Genomic DNA, 15073 nt, shown 5'->3' on the forward strand with positions numbered 1-15073 from the left:
CGCACCCGCGCGGTCGGCAAGGTCACGACATTGCTCATGGTGCGGTACCGGCTGGAGATCACCATCCCCGGCGCGGCGTGCGGGTCGGGCCGCCGGGTCGAGCCGGGAGTCGAGCGCAGCGTCGAGGACGTAGCGGGACAAGGCGTCCACCGTGGTGTCGGTTCGGGTCAGCACGCTGTGACCGATGGGGACCGGCAGTGACCGGTGGAAGTGCAGCCGACCGCCCTTGGTGGGCGGGAGTTGGTCGCGCACCGCAGCGGGCAGGGCTTCGATGACCGCGGTGAACCCGTCGTCGGTGTCGCTGATGGAGGCGCTCATCAGCGATAGGGCTGTGCGGGTGAAGGTTTCCACGTCGGCCGGGCCGCCCAGGGCGCGTCGCACGTCGGTCAGCGCCTGTTCGACGGTGTCGGGTTTGAGTCCGGCTTGACGGAACCGCGACCGCGACACCTTCTCTCGTTCGGCTGCGTTGGTCCATTCGACCTCGACCTGTTCGGCTAGCGACTTGGAGGTCGCCTCGGCGAAGTCCAGAGTCAGCTGTTCGGCTTCTTTGCCCCGCAATAGGAGTGACTCCCAGATCGCCTTCATCACGGTGGTGGAATCCACCGGGATCGGCACCGCGACCCCAATGCTGCGCTTGATGTTCTCGTGGCGTCGGATGAGAACCTCTAGGACGAGGCCGTCGATGCCGTTGTCCTCGCCGTAGTAGGTCACAGTGCGCACGGTGGGGGCTTGCTGGCCGAACCGGTCGACGCGGCCTTCGCGTTGCTCGTGGCGGGTGGGGTTCCACGCAAGGTCGTAGTGGACGACTGCGGTGAAGCCGTCCTGCAGGTTGATGCCCTCGGACAAACAGTCGGTCGCGATGAGCAGCCGGGGGCCGTCGTGGGCGGTGAGCGTATGGACGCGGGATTCGCGTTCCTCGGGTGGCAGGGTGCCCGTGACGGCGTCGACCGTGAGGTCTTTGACCTTCGCCAGAGCCGAGCCCAGGTGCTCGGCGAGATAGTCGGCGGTGGGGATGTAGCGGCAGAAGACGATGGGGTGGTAGCCCCGGTCGAGCAGTTCCTTCACCAACGGAATGAGCCGCTTGAGCTTGGCGTCGGACCTGGGGCCCTTGAGGGCTGCCGCTGCTGTCGCTAACTCGCGCAGGCGTTTTCGTGCCTTCGTGTCGGGCTCGTCGATGTCGCCGGTGTCGGCGCCGACGGTGACGTCCTGGGCTTCTAGCGCGTCGTCGAGGTCTGTGTCGAGCACGCGAGGTTCGGCATAGGCGTCCACCTCGTTCTCATCTTCGGAGGCGGCGACGGCGGAGCGGTTAAGCAGCGTCTGTTCGGCGGCGGCCGGGCTGGAGGCCAAGCATCGCAGCAACGCGATGGCCGACCACCATCGGACGCGTTGGCGCACCGCGCTGAGTTTGGGATCGGCTACCTGTTCACGGACGTAGTCCATCACGTCATCGAACAGTTGGCGGTATCCGGCGGTGAGTTTGTATGCGGTTTCGGTCGTTTCCCGTTCCGGAAAGGGGGTGTCCTCGTTCAGGTATTCGCGGATGTCGGCGCGCTGGCGTTGGATCATGTACTTGGCGAGCAGTTTGCGGTCGTCTTCGCGGTCACGCCCTGACAAGTCGGCCGGTAAGCTTCCGAGCCGATCGTCGAGGAGGCCGATCAGCGACTGCCAAGCGGTGTCGTCTCCGCTGTGCGGTGTCGCAGTCAGCAGCACCAGGTGCCGGTCGGCTTTGTCGGCGAGTTTGCGCAGCAATGCGTACCGCAAGTGGGCCTGGGATGCCTTGCCGACACCGGCGGGTGTCACACAGGTGTGGGCCTCGTCGACAATCACCGATTCCGGGCAGTGCAAAGCGAATTCGTCGCGGCGGGACTTCTGCTTGATGAAGTCGGTGGAGATCACCAGATACCGATGATGCTGATAGACGTTGGAGCCAAACGGAACGCTACGCATCAACCGGTTGACGGTAGACGGCAGCAGCAGCTGGGCGTCGATGCCGAACTTGTGCCGAAGCTCGCTTTGCCACTGTGGGGCCAGCTGGGGTGAGCACAAGACGGCCAGGCGCTGGGCATCACCGGTGGCCAGCAGCTCGGCGGCGATCAGTCCGGCCTCGACCGTCTTACCGATGCCCACGCCGTCAGCGATCAACAGCCGGGTGACGTCCTGGTTGGCCGCCATCATCAGCGGAACCAGCTGGTAGTTACGCGGTGTCACAGCGAGGCGCGCGAACGACCGGAAGGGGCCGCCGCTGGCAGTGAAGGACAGTCTCAGGGCGTCGCGTAGTAAGCGGGCCCGGCCTGCGTCGCCGCGGTCGTCGACGGTGGGGGGCTCGAAGGTGGCTGTGCTGAAGTCGTCGATATCGGGTAGCAGCACGGTTGTTTCGTGCTCGTGGCCGCCGAGGGGCCGGACAAGGAGCGTGCCTTCGGGCGAGCCGGGTAGCACGAGCCAGTCCCGGCCGCGGGAGTGGACCAGTGCCCCGGGGGGATAGGCGACCGTCGTCATGCTGTGTCCTTCGCATCGCCGAATATGCCGCTGTTTTCGGCGAATGTCTTGAGCCAGCCGGATTCGGTGTCGTCGTGATGGAAGCGCAAGACCAACCAGCCGGCTTCGTCTTCCAACCTCACGCGCACCCGGTCATCCTTCTCACGCTGATGCTCGGAGTCGTGCAGCGGCCCATCGATGAAGACTGCAACGTCCATCCCGTCGGTGTGATAGGCAAAATCGGGCCGCACGTAATAGCCCTCGACTATCTTTTGTGCGTCGTCGGGTAGCCGGTAGCCGTGCTGCTCGAGCAGCTCCAGGAACTTTTTCTCCAGCTCGCTGTCGCAAGCGCCCGTTAGCCGTGCGAGTTGCTCGGCTCGTTCTTCGCCGCCCGCTCCGACCCCAACGCTCGAGGCCGCTAGTCGCCGAAGCAGATCCTTCACCGAGTGCCTGTCGAGGTGCTGGTGATCCCATTGATTGCTGTAGGAAAGCAGACAGTCATAGCAGGCCTGCGCACAGTCTTCGATCGCATGTGGTGCACGTCGCAGATCCTCGCCGGTATCTGAGTCGAAGTGCAGAATTTCCAATGCTTTTCGGGCTACTTGGGTGAGCTGTCCCTTTTCGGTGGCGAGGCGGCGTAACACGCCGGCGCCGCCCTCGGCGGCCTCGAAGAACAGCAACCGCGACCAGGCGTGGTCACCGGTGTTGCTCGGCAGTGCTTCTACCGCCAACTCGGAGCCCTCCAACTGGTAGACCGCCTCGATCCCGCGTTTGAGTGCATACATTGCGGCCATCCGCTGATCTGTTCCGATCGAGGGGTCCAGGTGCAGCAGCAGCGCGTTGCGGTGGTCTTCGACGTGGGGGATCACGCGCTGATACCGCGGTGCCTCGCCGTGGACGTTCTTGGCCAGGTCGGCCTCTTTGCACCAGCGACCTTCTACGGTGTCGAGCACGTAACCGCGGACATCCTTGTCCTTGCGGCGGCGCAAACCAACGTTCATCCGACGGATCAGCGCGGTGTCGCCATAAGTCATCGTGCCGAGTTTGTGCCCACCCTCGGTGATGGTGCTGGTGAGTTGTCCGGCCCGAACGCCATGTGGCACAAAGCGAATGGTGGTGACGATTTCGTGTCCGGCGCGCTGGCGTTCCTCCTCGTCGGCGCTGATCCGGTCACGTCGGCGCGTCTTGACCGACAGTAGCCGCATCAAGTTGGCCATCGTGCTTTCCGGTGCGAACGGCGCACCGCAGTGCTGACAGAGATCGGGTTCGGTGGATTCATGGAGATACCCGCAGGCGTTGCAGCGCTTGATCTCGGTGATGTTGACGCCGGTGCCATCGTCACGGGCGGGCAGGCTGACACGGTTGACCTCGTAACGTGCGCCTTCGTGGTAGATAAAGGCTCCGGGACCGAACTCGCTGATCGCCATGAATCTGGGCCGCTGGATGAAGTCGCCTTCACCACCACTTCGGGTGCGGCGCTCTGCCGGAATGAAGGCCGAGAGTGGAAGCCGCGGGAACGAGTAGCCGGGCAGGAAGCCTTCCGAGGCGAAGTAGCGGTAGGTGTAGAAGTCACCCTGAAGCACGTCATCGACCTGGCCCTTGAGTAGGTCGAGAGCTGCGCGGGCCTCTGAAATACGGCCGCGGGCACGTTGTTTCGAGCTTTCAGATGCGCCGATGGTTTTCAGGGTCGTGTTGGCCTGGTCGAGCTCGGTCTGCGCCTCGTTGTACAGCCCCCGCCATCGGTCCGCGGCGTGGTTGAACCGAGTCGGCGCCTGATCGACGGTGTCGGCGATCCAGGTATCAGTCCACCATGGAGCCGTGGTCACCTCTGTGGTCGCCGTCAAGACTTCGGTGATGGCGGCGATGGCGGCGCTGCGACTCGACGGGGAGCTGATCGTCGTGAGTACTTCGGCGCGCAATGGCTGGCCGGGCTGGTCGATCTCCAAAAGGTCGACCATGCTGGCTTTGAGGTCCAGACCGCATTTCACCAGCCAGATCGAGTGGGCGTGTGCGCGCACCAGATCCTGGTTGCCGAGTTCCAACCGGGGCGGAGCTACCGCTCCGGCGACCATATCCTGGCTGCGGCGAAAGTAGTACGCGTCATGCGCGTTCCCGGTGGCGCAATACGTCAGGGCGATTGCCGGTTGACCCGACCTGCCGGCACGTCCCGAACGCTGCGCATAGTTGGCGGGAGTAGGCGGAACATTGCGCATGCCAACGACATTGAGGCTCTTGATGTCGACGCCGAGCTCCATCGTGGGTGAGCAGTACAGCACAGGAAGCCGGGCCTCACTGAACTCCTCTTCCCGCTTCTGACGTTTGGACGGTTCGACTTGCGCGGTGTGTTCGCGGGCCTGCAAGCCGACGAGCGCCTTGGCGGTCTCGGCATAGAGCGCACGGAAGTAGGGGTTCACCCTGCCCTTGTCTTGATTGCTTCGGATCGGATCGGGCGCCCGATGTTCTCCTGTGCCGGGATGCCAGGCGATGAGGTCGGCACGGAGCTGATAGCCCGTGGGCCGCTTGCGGACTGGAACACGTACTAAGACCCCAGCATTGGCCATGACCTCCATCAGGCTTTCGATGAGAGCTTGGGCGTCGGCCGTTTTGAGTACATGCTGAAAGCCGGGAAAGCGGTTCGGCCGTCGCAGCCAGCGCCCGTACGCTCCCAGCCCGGACACGTAGAGGTCGGCCCCGATCCCGGCCACGCCTTTCGGTCGGCTGCCTGGGTAAGCGAGGCCGCTGTATGTGCCAGTGTCATCGGAGATGGCCCAGGGATCCTTCAACCAGTCTTTGCTTGCACGCCTGACAGCATCGAATTTCTCGTCTGTGAGGAATTCCGTATCGATGCATAGGTTTCTGCGAAGTTCGTCGAGAAGGACGTTCATCACCTGCTGCCGAGTCTGGGTGCTAGCGCTCGCGAGGGGTTCCCCGCAGCTCGCCCATTTGGCGTCGTTGGCGGCCAGCTGCTCAACGCCGTCGTAGGCCAGGCGTAGCTGTCCGGTTTGTTCCAGATTGGGCATGGTGATGCGCCAACCGCGTTTAAGGTCGGCCCATAAGCGGTAGGTGACGACATCGCGGAGTGCGCGAGCGATCTTCTTTCGTGGAATGTGTTCGTCCGCGGTGTCCTCATCGCGGGCGAAGAACTTCAGGCTCTCTCCGCTTAGTGCCTTGACCACCTCGGGTCCGAGATTTTCGTCGGTGAGCGGTTCGTCGGGATTCCGCTTCTGATACTCGCAAGCTGCGCGATAAAGGGCCGAACGGATGAGTCCGACCAGCACGAAGTCGTTGAAGTGCCCGGCTTGAAGGCTCGCGTCCTGACGGTTATCGCTGAACGCGAGGAACTTTCGCGCTTCGTCGTCGAGCCCGAAACCCTCTCTGAGCGCTCTGACGACCGACTGGGACAAAACTGTTACGGCGCTCGCGCGGCCTTCTGTCCCAAGGCTGGCGACGCGGGAGAACTGAGACTGGCGGCTGCTCTCGTAGCTCGTCTTGCACGACGGACAGAATTCGAGGCGCTCAAAGAACGCCACCGGCATGCCGTCGTCGGTGATCGTGCCGAATTGATCGACGTGTAACGATTTGGGCAGCTTGGGGATTCGGGCTTTATCTAGAACTCCTCCGCTCCCGCTGGCGACTACCCAATCCTCAGGAACCAGCTCGAGCACCGCAGGGTCCTGGGGATCCGGCCACGGCGTTTCGGTCAGAAAGAGCAGGCCGTCCGCCTCCGGGTGTTCGACCAAGTCGGAATTCGGGATGCGCGGGCTGAAGCTGTCACCGCCGTGCTCCAGATTGACAACCAGGAATTCCTGGCCGCACTCGCGGCAGAATGCCAGAGGGAACAACGGTTGACCCGTAGGACGGTTGGGTGCACTGCGCTGATACTGCGTAGTGAGGAAGCGCTTCGCTGGCGGTTCGAGGGTGGTGTAGACGGTGTCGCCCTTGCCGATAAATTGATGAAGCTTGAAGGCGAATAGGGCGCGGCCTTGGGGATCTCGTACTCGGGAGCCGGCAAGCAGTAGAGCCTGCAATTTCGCTCGACAAACCGCCTCATCGACGCCCGTTTCGTCGTGAAGTTTCTTGGCGGCATCGCTCAGCTTGGAGGGAGAACGCCGCGCGAGCTTTTCCTCGTCGTCGGTGTGCAGGCCGAAGTGCTGCTCGGTCCATATCGCCAGCTGATCTTTCTTTAGTTCTTCCCATTCGGCGGGGGCACCCGTGGTCAGCCGTGTCTTTAGTGCACTTGGATCAGCCTCGCCTGTTGTTGCGCGGCGCAGTGTCTCTCCGACGATGTTGCCGGCGGGGATGGCGACACCGAAGATTCTGGTCGCCAGGTCGGCCACCTGCTGACGCTGCTCGGCTTTTGTTCCAGGGCCGGCAAGGGTTGCGCTGGTGCCGATGCATTGGACTTCGTCTGACTTCACCGCGTCACGTAAACGGCGGACCAGCATCGCCACATCAGCGCCCTGGCGCCCGCGGTAGGTGTGAAGCTCATCCAGCACAAGAAATGAGAGTTTCTCCGCGCTGTTGATCAGGCGCTTTCGCTCGTTCGGGCGGGTGAGCATGAGTTCCAACATGACGTAGTTAGTCAGCAGAATGTCCGGGGGAGACGCGAGTGTTTTCTCACGCTCCTCCCGGTTCTCCTGCCCCGTGTATCGGGCAAAGGTGACCTTCTGGTTCGTCTTTCCAAGAAATTTTTCCAGCTCGTTGCGCTGGCTGTTGGCTAGAGCATTCATCGGGTAGACGATGATCGCTCGTACGCCCTTGCCTGATTCCTCGCGCAAAACGCGGTCGACGATCGGCACGATGTAGGACATCGATTTGCCGGAGCCGGTGCCGGTGGTGAGAACGTAGGACTCGCGCCGGTTGGCGATTTCGAAGGCGTCCGTCTGATGGCGGTGGAAGGCTATCTCTTTACCGGTCGGATCTTGCTCGGTCTTGGCGCGGAAAATGGCGGTTGCGTCCGGATGAAGCGTCCCTTGCTCGACGAGCTCGCTGACCGTGCCACCGGATTCAAACGCCGGGTTAAGCGCTAGCCATGGTTCTGGCCAGAGGAGGCCACCCTCAATTTCCTTCTCGACCTTGTCCCGGATCTGGTCGTCTTTGATGTCGAGGAAGCCTTTGACGAAAGATTCGTAGTCCTCGAGAACCTCTGCGAGGACACCGAAGGCGTCCATGGGCTCCCCCTTGCTTTGCATAGCCTCTCTAAACGTAGGAGACGATACATCCGAGATACGACACCTTGCAGGCGTTTCGTGAGGTACTTGCAAGCGTCCTTGTAGAAACCTGTAGGAGAAGGATCCGCTTCGTCTGCCGACAGACATAAAGTCTGATGTATGGGGATTTTTCAGCGGTGGACGGAAGCTGGAGGTATCAAAGCACGCCAACTTGCCGACCTGACGTTGGGCGCGGTCCAACATGGCCGGGAGCAGGTCAATGAGGGCGCCGAAACCGTCAAGAGATGGACCAGGACCAAATGGGCGGACTGGCAGGTTCGACGCTTCCTCAAACTGCACCCGTCTATGGCGCCAGACCCTGAAACCCGAGATCGCGAGAATTCGTTTTATCGGCTCGCGCGGGGTGCAGTCACCGACTTCGAGTCGATCGCATCAGCTGAAGAGATGGCCGCGGCCGGCTATACGGCAGCCGAGCGCCGCGACGGACGTGGATTGGCCCACCGCGCGAAGATCGACGCCAAGCGCGCGCTGCCCTTACTCAGCCGAGCCTTCGAGGCAACCATTAAGCATCACTCAGTTGCGGAGGTGGTTGAGGCGGCTGAAGCGTTGATTGAGTCTCTTGAAACTCACCTAAAGTACTCGGTGACACGCTTCTTGCACCCTGCGGATGCACTGGCAGATCTACACGGAGCCATGCTCGAACAAGATATGGAATGAAAAAGCGACACTCCTTTAATTCGGATGCAGCATCGAGTTGGCTCGCCGATAGTCAGGTTGTACCCACGACGGAGGGGAGGCTCGATGGCGCTAATTGGCGATTTTCAGCAAGTTGGTTCTGACAGGAACGGTGTGCACAAGCCAGTCTTGTGTGGTTGGCGGACATTCATCGTCGACGGCCAGACTTTTCTTCAACTCGATACGTATGGTTCTGACGAGCGTCAGATACCCAACAAAGTGTCACAGTCGATTCAGCTCGACCGAGAACATGCTGCGACCTTGGTGAAGCTGATCCATGATGCGTTTGGTGAACTTTAAAGCTGCCAGGCTGCATAGCTTCGCTTAAATGGCGTAAATCAAACACAACTGTCGCACCACGCGCCCCTACGGAGGATTAGGCCTGACCGGTGGATGCTCAGCCGGGCCTGTCCGCCTCAGCTCTGGCTCACCAGCATGTCCTTCCACGTCTTCGCCGCCTTCGACCTCACCAAATCCGACTGCCGATACATCTGCCCATCGGGCGCCACATACCGCCCAGTACGCGGGTTGTAATGCAGCACCGCAAACTGATGGCGACGCACCAGAACTGTTGGAGTTGAACGCACTTGGCGCCGCTGGCACGGCACCCGGCTGTGGCGCTGTTGGCGGCTGGTTGAGCGAACCCGGCGCCGACGGCCCTGGCGGTGTTCCAGCGGGCGCCGCGCCCGGCGGCAAGGGCGTCCCCTCCACCGGGCCAAAAGTCCTGTCCTCGATACCAGCCCGGTCATCCGGCGGCAGCCCCTGCGACAGCAGGTTCGGGTCGAGTGGATACGGTCCCAGAGCGTGCTGCCTCTCCGCCAGAGGCACGTACTCCTTGCCGCTATTGCAGATTTCGACTGTGGGAGCCCGCGCTTTCCGGGCTTGCCGATGCAGGGTAGTTTCGCGCGCCCCGCACGCTGATCGGCGAATCCTGGGGAAGCTTGCAGTAGAGATTGTCGGGGGTGTCGGCCTCACTCGTGTCGGCGGGCGAGCGCCATTGCGACGGCGGCAGGAACCCCACCGTGCACGCCGGCGAATCGGCGATGGTCAGTGTGAAGCCGCCGACCGCCAGGCCGGTCGGGTTGTTGGTGACGCGGTAGGACCCGTAGGCCGCGACTGACGGGGGGAGCAGGACCAGCAGCTGCTCCAGCGCCGGGTGATACGTCACCCGATCTGGCCGATGGTGGACAGGTTGGCCAGGAACACCGGCAGCGTCGGCTTCAGTTGATCCAGTAGCCGCGAAACCTCTTGCTCGAAGCCAGGTCCGGTGTGTAGCAGACCACGGGCGACAGCGGTGCCTGCGGCATCAACAAAGCGTTGGTGATCTCGCTGGCCTTCCGGCTGGACAAGGTGAGCTGAGTTCCAGAGGCGCCAGGTACGTGAGTGAACCCCGAACGCGCTAGCCCATGTGCTAGCGGTTTCCGGCAATGCTCTATACCTAAGAACAGCGGCGTTCACTACAGTCGAGGAATCCTGTTGGACAAGAAAGGGACTCGCGCGGATGACGCGAATTCTCCTGCCCAAAGCAGACGAGCAACCGGAACAGATCCGGCGGCTGCTGACACGTCCCGACACGCTCAACGTGCTTCAACTACTTGCCAACGCTCCCGCGCCGGAAGCCGATGCGGCGTGTCGGTACGGTATTTTCGCCAAGTTTCTGTTAAATCTCCGTCCAGGGCGACAAACTGAAGCCTTCTTCCTCACATCTATAAGCCGTCGCGGCGGCCCCGGAGCGGACACCCATGACGAGCACCTCGCGGACAAAGGTCACCAGCGTCGCACGAACGCTCGGCCGGGTCGTTTTGTTGTCCGCGGTTGCAGCGTCGCCGGTGATATTGGCCGCCGGGGTGCACGCCAACCCGGGCGCTCCCGTCCCCGACGCCGACCATGAGTTGGGAATGTATGGCGATCCCGTCGCCGCCGCGCCCTACTGGCGCGAACAACACGCTTCCGACTGTGGGGAAATGGCGGTGGCCGATGTGGTCGGCCAGATTACGGGACGCGAGCCAACCGAACAGCAGATGATCACTTTGGCCGAAAACACACCGAGCACAGCGGGTCACAAACCGATTTGGAAGCCGACGGGCACCACCGAGATCGCCGACCTTCCGGTACTGCTGTGGCACTACTGGATAAGAGCCGAGAACATTCAGACCGATACCGCCGCCGTGGCGCGCAAGCTGGGGGGAAACCACAAGGTCATCGTCATTCTCAATGCCGAAACAATCTGGAACCGGCCCGGGAAGCGGAACTCTGCAAACCACTTCGTGGTGGTCACCGGCATTGACAGCAAGGCCGGTGTGGTGCATCTCAACGACAGCGGCATCAGTACCGGCCGCGACGAGCACGTTCCTATCGCCGTCTTCGAGCAGGCGTGGGCCCCTAACTACAACTCCGCTATCGTCACCAAGTGACGGTCGGCGGCCCGAAGCGAAATAACTTGCAATCAAACGCAATCGAAGAATTACGGTTGCGGGTCCGGCGGGATACCAGAACTGCCGATGGTTGGCCCACTGGGCAATAGCTCTCATATCGGTAGCCGTGACAGCGCCGTCGAGTCCGCGGGTAGAGCCCGAAAGCGATAGCACATGAGCTAGCAGTTTCGGCAACGCTCTATACCTCCGAACAGCGGTGTTCACTACAGTCGAGGAATCCTTCCTAGAAGAGAAAGGGACTCGCGCGGATGACGCGAATGCCTCTCGTCAACACCGACCGGCAACCCGAGCGGATCCAACAGCCCATCGCACGCCCCGACACGCTCAACGTGATCCGACTGCTCGCCAACGCCCCCAACATCTTCGACGGATGGGCGCAGATGACGGGCGAACTATTCAAAAGCCCGACCTTCACCCCGCGGCTGCGCGAAATCATCATCCTGCGGGTGGGCCACTTGCAGGACTCGCCCTACGAACTGGCCCAGCACGTGATCTTCGGCCGCACCGCGGGGCTCACCGACCAACAGATCGACGCCCTGCTCGACAAGGGGGATCTGGACGCGGCCGGATTCAGCGGCGACGAACGCACCGTCATCGACACCGTCACCGAGTTGTGCACCACCCGCCGGCTCGGCGACGACTCTTTCGCAAAAGCCCAGACCCTGCTCGGCGACGAGGCGCTCACCGAACTGTTGATGATCGTCAGCTGCTACTACGGCCTGGCACTGGTGCTCAACGCCGTGGACCTCGAGATCGACACCCCGACCTCTTCCAGCCCCGACGAGGGCCTGACCAGGTGACCCGAATCCCGTATCGCCGGCCCGAAGACATGACCGAACTCGCCCGCGAATTGACCGCGCGGCGGGGCAATCTCAACGTCTACCGCGCACTGGCCAACGCCGAGAAGGTGTTCACCGGCTGGATGGTGGCCGGCGACGCCGCCCTCACCAGCGCGGTGCTGCCCAAAAGACTTCGCGAACTGATCGTGCTGCGCACGGCGTATCTCATGGACTGTGCCTACGAACTCGGCCAGCACAAAGACGTCGCGCAAACGGTGGGTGTCGACGTCGCCACCATCGACGTCATCACCTCCGAGTCCGATTGGCAAACAGGGCCATTCGACGCCACCGAGCTGGCGGTGCTGCGACTGACGACGGAACTGGTGACCACCCGCCGCGTTGCGGCCCCGCTTTTCGACCAGGTGCACCAGGCCCTCGGTTCGGAGGCCACCGTCGAAGCGCTGATGATCATCGGCCGATATTCCGGACTGGCGCTGATGCTCAACGCGCTCGACGTGGACCTCGACGACACGGCCCGACTCCCCGTCCCGCCGACGCGGTGAGGGAAAAGTAGTTATCGAGATTGCCTAATCTTCCCTCCGACCAGGGACGCCTCCCGTAATGTCCATGGGGTGGTGGTGCGAAAGCAGCCGTCGACCCGCCTGTCGGCCGAGGACTGGCTCGAAGTGGGTTACACCGTGCTTGCCGAAGAGGGAGTGCGCGCACTCAAGGTCGAACGCCTCTGCCAGCAGGCCGGCGTCACCCGCGGCAGCTTCTACTGGCACTTCGAGGACATCGAGCAGTATCGGGCCGCACTGGTCGAGTCGTGGAACAAATTCCTTGAACGCGGCCGTCAGGCGCTCTCCGAACTTGATGTGCTGCCACCCCGGGAACGCTTGTCGGCCATGATGATCAACCTGGTAAGTCCCCAGGCCTGGATGCTGGAGCGGGCGATGCGCGAATGGGCTCGGTTAGACCCGATCGCCGCCGGCAATGTCCGCGCAGCCGACGGTCGCCTGCTTCGCACGGTGACAAAGGCCTACCGCGACTACGGTTTCAGCCCCGAGGATGCCACGCTGCGCGCGGGGGCGACCTTCGCCGCGGGCATCGGACTGCTGCACCTCACCGACTCCGCCGAGCAGGCCCAAGCGGTGGCCCAACGAGAACGATTCCTCGACCTCATGCTGACGGAGCCGAAAACAGCGCCCTCAGACCATGGCGATGGGTGAGATTTTCGCGCCAATCGCCAACGCCCCGGCCAACTCTCGACTCGTGTCGTAATCGAACACCACATGCCCCGCCGCGATGTCCACGTCGCGCTTGGCCCGCTGCATGGGGCTCGACAAGAAATGTGCGCCGGCACCGGAGGCTTCCATGAGATCGGCGATGATCGCCCGGCTTTCGTGCACGGTGCGCGCGGCCGCCAGCCGTGCGTCGGCCCGTACCGATCGGCTCACCCGTTCGCCGCTGACCACGATCGTCTCGATATCGTCGGCCGTCTTGGCGACCAGCGCCCGCAGCGAGCTCAGCCGCACCCTGGCCTCGCCCAGCCGGATCTGCGCGGCGGGCTGATCTTTCTGCGCCACCCCGCTATAGGCCAGCACGCGCCCGCTGAGCCGTTCGGCGAAGAGTTCGGTCACCCGCTCCGCGGTCCCGAGCACGGGCATCGCCGCCGTCAAGGCCAGCGCCGGAACCATCGGCCATCGGTAGGTCGGGACCCCGTGCTCACGCGCGCCCGGTGCCGTGCCGCCGTAGATGTCGGCCACGGCGACCAATCGATGCTCGGGCACCAGGGCGTCGGTGATGACGAGATCGTGCGAGCCGGTGCCGCGCATGCCGGCCGTGTGCCAGGTGTCCACGACCTCCACCTGGTCGGCGGGCACCACGGCAAGCGCCGGATCGATCCGGTCCGGCCGTTCGATCAGCACGCCGACGATCATCCAATCGGCATCCATCGCGCCCGTCGCCCAGGACCAGCGTCCGGTCAGCCGCACTCCGCCGTCGGCCGGTACGCCGCGGCCGGTAGGGGCCAGGGGAGCGGGCGCCAGCACGGGTCCCGACGCGAAAACCTCGTCCTGAACGCGCGGATCGAACAGCGACAGCATCCAGTTGTGCAGCGCGTAGAAACCGAGCGTCCACGCGCTCGATGCGCAGCCGCGTGCCATGCGCCGAATCGGTTGCAGCAGTTCGGGAAAGGAGGCTTGAAGGCCGCCGAACCGGGCCGGCAGCAACAACCGGAACAGCTCGGTCTGCCGGAAGTCGTCGATCGTGGCCGCGGGCAGGCGCCGCAATCGCTCGGCCTCCTCGGCGCGATCGGCCAGGCGCGCAACGAATTCGTCGGTTACGCCGTGCAGCGGGCGGGTCTCGACCACGGACATGCCCGTGACCGTAACATACTTTTTAGTATGTCGATATCTGGACGGATGGCTCACCGCGAATGACTCTCGGCGGCACCGTTTTTACCCGCCGTCGGGGCGTCCTCGCGATGCCGATTGCTACCATCGCGCGGTGAGTGATCGGCCGGGCGGGCTGCGATCCGTCGCACGCCGCGACGTCCTGAAGATCGCCGGTGTCATGCCGGCGATCGTCACCGCCGGCGCATTGCTGCCCGCCTCGCGCGCGGTGGCCACTGTGGCCGGGATGTCGGTCTTCCTCGACCCGGGCCACAACGCCGTGAACGACGCGTCGATCAACCAGCAGGTCCCCAACGGCCGGGGCGGCACCAAGCCCTGTCAGACCTCGGGGGCCGCCGCTGACGACGGCTATCCCGAGCACGCCTTCACCTGGGCGGTGGTGGGGTTGATCAACGATTCGCTGAGTCAGATGGGCGTTCACACCCAGCTGTCCCGCGACAGCGACAGCGGGGTCGGCCCGTGCATCGACCAACGCGCCGCGGCGGCCAACGCCATGCACCCGGACGCGATCGTGAGCATTCACGCCGATGGTGGACCCCCGTCCGGCAGCGGATTCCACGTCAACTACTCCAGCCCGCCGCTGGGCGACGTCCAATCCGGGCCCGCCGTGCAGCTTGCGCACGCGATGCGGGATGCCTTGGTTCAGTCGGGTTTACAGCCGGCCACCTACATCGGCTCGGACGGCCTGTACGGGCGCGACGACCTCGCCGGGCTGAACCTGGCGCAGTACCCGGCGGTGCTGGTCGAACTGGGCAACATGAAAAACGCCGATGACTTGGCGCGAATGGAAAGTCCGGACGGCCGGGCGAAATATGCCGCCGCGGTCACCCAGGGCGTCGTCGCCTTTCTGAACTCCAAAGGCGCGACCCGCTGACGTGCGCGGTTGAGCTAAGTGCCCGACGCGCTTCTAACGCTGACTAGCCGCCCGGCTATTCAGCCGCCGAAGCCGCCGCTCGCCGCCGACGCGACCGGAGCCGGCCCGCCCGTACCGAGGTGGCTGGAGGCGAAGGCGACGCCCTTGTCGATCATGGCGCCGTCGTCGGCGTAGGTGTCGTGTGCGGCGA

The 15073-nt window shown here is 63.5% G+C and carries 11 protein-coding genes and 2 pseudogenes; 7 read left to right on the top strand and 6 right to left on the bottom strand.

What is annotated here, in order from left to right; genetic code table 11:
* Positions 1-2496 (bottom strand): helicase-related protein (locus A5760_RS11175; RefSeq protein WP_155764299.1); only part of this gene is annotated, 2496 nt, incomplete at its 3' end.
* Entirely contained in the window at positions 2493-7646 is a 5154-nt protein-coding gene (locus tag A5760_RS11180) for a DEAD/DEAH box helicase (RefSeq protein WP_064880640.1), read from the bottom strand. The genes A5760_RS11180 and A5760_RS11175, both read right to left, overlap by 4 nt.
* A gap of 159 nt (positions 7647-7805) precedes the next feature.
* On the opposite strand from A5760_RS11180, the gene A5760_RS11185 reads away from it, so the two are divergent.
* Together A5760_RS11185 and A5760_RS26125 are read left to right on the top strand one after the other, a co-directional pair.
* On the top strand, positions 7806-8363 hold the full coding sequence (locus A5760_RS11185; RefSeq protein ID WP_231122610.1) for a hypothetical protein: 558 nt from the start codon (positions 7806-7808) through the stop codon (positions 8361-8363).
* An 84-nt stretch (positions 8364-8447) separates the two neighbouring features.
* Positions 8448-8681, top strand: a complete 234-nt coding sequence (locus A5760_RS26125) for a hypothetical protein (protein ID WP_082279438.1) — start codon at positions 8448-8450, stop codon at positions 8679-8681.
* A gap of 116 nt (positions 8682-8797) precedes the next feature.
* On the opposite strand, the pseudogene A5760_RS11190 reads toward A5760_RS26125, so the two are convergent.
* Together A5760_RS11190 and A5760_RS27565 are read right to left on the bottom strand one after the other, a co-directional pair.
* Positions 8798-9665: pseudogene (locus A5760_RS11190) on the bottom strand (virulence factor Mce); the annotation flags it as partial.
* Positions 9602-9730 carry a hypothetical protein gene (locus tag A5760_RS27565; protein WP_269199178.1) on the bottom strand — a complete coding sequence of 43 codons (129 nt, stop codon included), beginning with the start codon at positions 9728-9730 and terminating at the stop codon, positions 9602-9604. The gene A5760_RS27565 and the pseudogene A5760_RS11190, both read right to left, overlap by 64 nt.
* A gap of 498 nt (positions 9731-10228) precedes the next feature.
* On the opposite strand from A5760_RS27565, the gene A5760_RS11195 reads away from it, so the two are divergent.
* From A5760_RS11195 to A5760_RS11210, 4 genes are all read left to right on the top strand, one after another.
* Positions 10229-10795, top strand: a complete 567-nt coding sequence (locus A5760_RS11195) for a C39 family peptidase (protein ID WP_231122611.1) — start codon at positions 10229-10231, stop codon at positions 10793-10795.
* A gap of 269 nt (positions 10796-11064) precedes the next feature.
* Positions 11065-11616, top strand: coding sequence for a carboxymuconolactone decarboxylase family protein (locus tag A5760_RS11200; RefSeq protein ID WP_155764300.1), 552 nt, complete (start codon positions 11065-11067; stop codon positions 11614-11616).
* On the top strand, positions 11613-12158 hold the full coding sequence (locus A5760_RS11205) for a carboxymuconolactone decarboxylase family protein (RefSeq protein WP_064880635.1): 546 nt from the start codon (positions 11613-11615) through the stop codon (positions 12156-12158). Before A5760_RS11200 ends, A5760_RS11205 begins: the two co-directional genes overlap by 4 nt.
* Positions 12159-12281: 123 nt before the next feature.
* On the top strand, positions 12282-12824 hold the full coding sequence (locus A5760_RS11210; RefSeq protein ID WP_196772066.1) for a TetR/AcrR family transcriptional regulator: 543 nt from the start codon (positions 12282-12284) through the stop codon (positions 12822-12824).
* On the opposite strand, the gene A5760_RS11215 is transcribed toward A5760_RS11210, so the two are convergent.
* Complete coding sequence (locus A5760_RS11215; RefSeq protein ID WP_064880638.1) at positions 12804-13973, bottom strand: acyl-CoA dehydrogenase family protein; 1170 nt, start codon at positions 13971-13973, stop codon at positions 12804-12806. The two genes, A5760_RS11210 and A5760_RS11215, sit on opposite strands and share 21 nt — an antisense overlap.
* Before the next feature lie 130 nt (positions 13974-14103).
* Here A5760_RS11215 and A5760_RS11220 point away from each other — a divergent pair, with 130 nt between their 5' ends.
* Entirely contained in the window at positions 14104-14883 is a 780-nt protein-coding gene (locus tag A5760_RS11220; RefSeq protein ID WP_196772065.1) for an Rv3717 family N-acetylmuramoyl-L-alanine amidase, read from the top strand.
* Between the two features lie 59 nt (positions 14884-14942).
* On the opposite strand, the pseudogene A5760_RS11225 reads toward A5760_RS11220, so the two are convergent.
* Positions 14943-15073 (bottom strand): annotated as a pseudogene (locus A5760_RS11225) (cutinase family protein); the annotation flags it as partial.

The organism is Mycobacterium colombiense, from assembly GCF_001665835.1.
Taxonomy (GTDB): domain Bacteria; phylum Actinomycetota; class Actinomycetes; order Mycobacteriales; family Mycobacteriaceae; genus Mycobacterium; species Mycobacterium colombiense_A.

Excerpts from the sequence above, each read along its gene's own strand:
- A5760_RS11200 (WP_155764300.1), top strand. The coding sequence starts at position 11,065 with ATGACGCGAATGCCTCTCGTCAACACCGACCGGCAACCCGAGCGGATC.
- A5760_RS26125 (WP_082279438.1), top strand. The coding sequence starts at position 8,448 with ATGGCGCTAATTGGCGATTTTCAGCAAGTTGGTTCTGACAGGAACGGT.
- A5760_RS11215 (WP_064880638.1), bottom strand. The coding sequence starts at position 13,973 with ATGTCCGTGGTCGAGACCCGCCCGCTGCACGGCGTAACCGACGAATTC.
- A5760_RS11185 (WP_231122610.1), top strand. The coding sequence starts at position 7,806 with ATGGGGATTTTTCAGCGGTGGACGGAAGCTGGAGGTATCAAAGCACGC.
- A5760_RS11180 (WP_064880640.1), bottom strand. The coding sequence starts at position 7,646 with ATGGACGCCTTCGGTGTCCTCGCAGAGGTTCTCGAGGACTACGAATCT.